The sequence below is a fragment of the Actinomycetota bacterium genome (assembly GCA_018830725.1).
Lineage (GTDB): Bacteria > Actinomycetota > Humimicrobiia > JAHJRV01 > JAHJRV01 > JAHJRV01.
This window is the reverse complement of the sequence record JAHJRV010000095.1, coordinates 1-4,565: the sequence shown is the minus strand read 5'-3', so window position 1 is coordinate 4,565 and position 4,565 is coordinate 1. Positions and strand designations below refer to the sequence as shown.

General features: G+C 27.4%; 2 protein-coding genes. Both read right to left on the bottom strand.

Going from position 1 to position 4,565, the window contains the following annotated elements:
- On the bottom strand, positions 1-3,279 hold a 3,279-nt coding region (locus KKC53_04720; protein ID MBU2598465.1), incomplete at its 3' end, for a hypothetical protein.
- 395 nt (positions 3,280-3,674) lie between these two features.
- The coding region (locus tag KKC53_04715) for a hypothetical protein (GenBank protein ID MBU2598464.1) at positions 3,675-4,565 on the bottom strand (891 nt) is incomplete at its 5' end.

Sequence of the window (4,565 nt, the reverse complement as noted above, 5' to 3'; positions counted from 1 at the left end):
TAATATTTTGAAAGTTTCTGTTCCCATATCATTCTCTAATATATAATGATAACTAGTCCACCCTACATTTTTAGAATATACGGAAAACTCAAATATCAAATCAGGTTTTATCTTCCTAACCACCCCTTCCCCATCAAATCCTGCATATTTTGGTCTTGGCTCCACTTCAAAATTGTTTAACTTAAAATTCATAGTGCTGTGATCTATTTTTTTAATTTCCAGTATTATGTCATTAGTTTTAAATGTGTGAAAAACACTACCATAAAATTGTTCGTGTTTATCTATGCTCTTTAGTTTTCTATATGTGTTAATTATCTTGTTATTAATCATTCTTCTTTTTGTTCTATCTATTTCTTTATATAGCAATGATAATATTTCGTTTAGAGAATTTTGGGTTAAAAAATAAGCTTTATTTTTTCCATATCCCTTCTTGCTTTCTATTTTTTGATCTTCAAAGGGCAAATTGCTTACTTCTACAAATAACTGTTTTTTTAAATTACTAAATCTATTGTAAAGAGCTGATTTATTAATATTATTCCCAAAAAATTCCAATGCCTGTCTAAAATTTATGAATCTACACTTGTAAATTAACATTAATATATCTTTATTATCGAATTCTTTTTTGGGTTCTTTCTCTTCAAGTATATTTTCAGATGTTGTAGGCACAACTACTGTTTCTTTTACAATCTCATTTTTTTCTTTTTCAAGATATTTTTCTAATAACTCCTCTTTTTTCTCTTTATCATGTTTGACAGCTAATCTTTCAGGTAATACAAGATTATATTTTTTCTTCCTTTCTAATATCTCTTCTTTTATTTCTTCCCTTGTTTTTCCATGTTTATTTAAATACGGATTATTTTTTACTATTTCTTTTAAATCTATATTTTTTTCAAATTCTACATATTTATCACTCAACTTCTGTATATCTCTTTTTTTATCAGGATTTTTTATTATTTCATTTTTTACATTTTTTAATAAAGGCGGGTAAATTCTCACCGATACAGGATCAAGCGGTGTTCTTCCTTCAACAGAATCATAATAAAAATAGTAATCTTCAAGTTCAGTTATATCTTTTGGGTGCAATTTATATTTTTTTTGAGAATGCTGTGCTTCCATAGAATCTCTCATTTTACTTGCATCTTCAGGGTTTGAAAGTCTCCCAACTATCCTTTCGTCGAAATTATTAAGTAGTGAATCTAAAAGATGACCTCTAAAATCCGTTCTATAAAGTTGCGAGTGATGTTGGTGGCTAACGCATGGGTTAAGTCCATATTTTCTAATCTCAGCAAAATCTTCAGTTACCTGCTTTGAACAAAATTTTTGAAACTCATCATAAAACAAAAAAACATCTTTTTTATAATCTAATCCACGCAATACTACAGCTTGTCTTACTAACGAACTCATATATGTTGCTAAAAATCTAACATGCTCTATCCCTAATATTCCCTCCTGAGCGTTTACAAATATGTAATAACCTTTATCAAAAAACTCAGGTAAATCTAGGATATTATCCCTTTGACAGGTCATATATTTCAAAATTTCAGAAGAAAGCAACTGATCTACTTTACTTTCCAGTGGTGCAAATATCCTTGCTCGTCTATTTTTAGGCTCTTGTCTTTCAATGTAATTAAAATCTTCTATATAACTTTTCTGTTTTTCTTTTGGGCACAAACTTATTACGTGTTCTCTAAATCTTTTCTTTCTTATGTAGTCTGATATTTCAAGTAAGGTTAAATCTGCGTTGCTATGATAATTAGCTTCAATAAACACTTTTAAAATATTATTCAGTATAGGCGCTGCTCTTGTAGCTAATTTTCTCCACTCGAATATATTGTCAACAATTTCTGCAAATGTTTCTACTCTTCTAGTTAGCAATTCATCGATTCTTCCCTCATAAAATTTAATTTCTGTTTCAGTTAGTCTTAATGGGTTAACAGCAATAAATTTTTCAGAATTATTAGGATCTATTAAAATAAGCCTGTCTTCTTTACCGTTAGCTTTGGCATAATAAGTTGCAGCTTTATACAAACCCTCATGTGGCTCTATAATCACTATTGAATCTTTGCCATAATCAATTAGAGAAAAAACCATGTTTTTTTGAATTATAGTTTTGCCCATTCGAGGCACAGAGATAATATAAACACCCCGCTTCATATTATTTCTACCCATAACTATCTGATTTCCATTAGGATCTATACCTATTAGAACTTTAAAATCATCTTTTAATTTATTAAACCTATCTATTAATTCATTGGGAGCAGATAACTTTTTTGAACCTGACTGTTTTATTCTTTCAGGTACTTTTACAGGAAAATGCATTATCTCTGATAACTCTCTTGTTGAAAGAATTAAATTATTTTTACCTAAAAGTAATCTATTTAATATAGACAATATTCCCCTTTTATAATTGACTAATTTTATAGTAGTATCTGGATGCTTCCATGTACTTAGAGATGCACTAACACAAGAAAAACCATTTTCGCTATTTGAAGCTACTTTTATTTGAGTATCAAATAAATAAGATATAAATTTATTTTCATAAGTTTGATATTTTTCCTGATCAACGCGAACAGGAGCAAGTGGGGTTCTTTGATATCTATTAATATGTTTAATACTTTTTTCTGGGTTAGAAACTAATTCTTTCTTTGCTTTCATCAATTTTCTATAACTATTACTAGCTGGCATTATTGTAAATTGAACAATGGCTATATCATCTCCTGTAAGCCTATTTAAAAATTCATAAATAGTAGTGTATGGGGAAGAGTTGTAATTTAATTTGCTATGGTCAGAAAACGGCAGATAAGTTAATGGCGATGCTTTTACACATTTATAATTAAAATTGTTATTTATGAAATATTTATCTAAATAATTGCTTTGTACTTCTTCAATAGTTACTTCTTCATAACAGCCTACCTTAAAAATAGACTCTATCTCATTTTTAAAATTTATTAAATTACCAGGATATTCTATAAAAATATATATCTCTTTTTTTTCAGATAAAATTGTAAAATTTATAGTTGGAGGGAATCTAAGGACTTTTAAAAATTTAAATTTATTAGCATTGAGATAATCATAAAGAACTGATAAATTGTCTATAAATTGATTAACTGATGCAAAATCACTTTCAATATTAGTGGGCAGGGTAATCTTTAGTGTTTTTAATTCATTATTTTTTGTATTTGTATTTATAATGTAGTTTTTTATTATGTAAGGATTAAGCGTAAAGTAAAGTAAAATTAGAATAAATATAAAAATTATAATTAAAAAAATTAAAATCACTTTGCCCCTTCTTTCAATTTAAATCTTATATATTTACCATTATATACCATATAATACATAACTTTCAATATTATGTCAATATTATTTTTAGAAATTTATTTAAAAAATATGGATTTAAAAAAGAAAAGAAATAAGGTAGGAAATTAGACAGGATATTAGGCAAGTTAATTGAAGGAGCATTGGGAGGGAAAATAGGTGCTAAACATTTAAAGTTCACAACTCTATTTTATTAAAATAAAGTGTGATGTAATAAAAAAATGATTTTTAAAAGATAAGTAATTAGGTAGGAAAGAAAGAAGTAAGAAAGAGTTAAGAAAGAGGTAATTTGGTAGGTAAAAGAGAATAAAGAGGGCTGACTACAAATTAATATAGCCAGCCCTACATTATAAAAAATACTAATTATCTGTATTCATCGGGGCGAGCAGGAATACCTCATCATTAGAATCCTTAGGTATTATCCTAATAGGCTTATTTACATCTTTAGTAAAAAACATACTCAGTTCTTTTACAGAAACAGATTTTAGTATTTTAGTCATAAAGTTAGCGTTAAAATTAACATTACCCGAAGAATTAGAAGTACAACTTATTATATTTTCAAAATTGTCTGCATTTTTGTTACCGTTAGTGCTGACTTTAATTTTCTTTGGTGTTATTTTAATTGACGTGCAACTTTCTACCTGATTAGCAAGTTCTATTGATTTTAATAAAGGTTCTGTTTCTACATCGAATTTACTTTTATAATTTATTGTTTCATCAAGAAAATCCTGAAAATCTGGGTATTTACCAGAAATAGGGGTAAAATAGAACTCATTTTTATCAATAACTATTTTCACAATCTTTGAATTTTCAGACATAAAGAATACTACATCTGTGAAGTTAGAGTAATCGAGTGGTAGTATTGCACTAAGGTCATCAGAATCTAATATAGTACTAAATTCTTTACCCTTAGAATTTTTTAATTCTGTTGTGTATAGATAATAAGAGTTAGTTGCAGTCATATTCAAATTACCATTGAAATAGAAAAGTACACCTAGTAGTTGTGATACATCATATTTTTCCCCTTTTTTAGTAAAATTAAGAGCTTTTGATAAACGCTCTTTAAATACACCAAAATTTACTGCAGTCAATTTTTTGAATTTAGCTTCAGAAGGTGCATGAGTAAATACATTTTCAATAACTGATTCTGAAATTTTCAACAAATTGTATTTACTATTTCGACATCTTATTTTTATACTATCTTTCTTATCTTTTAACTCAATATCAGCTTTTCTAGGCAAGTGATTTAT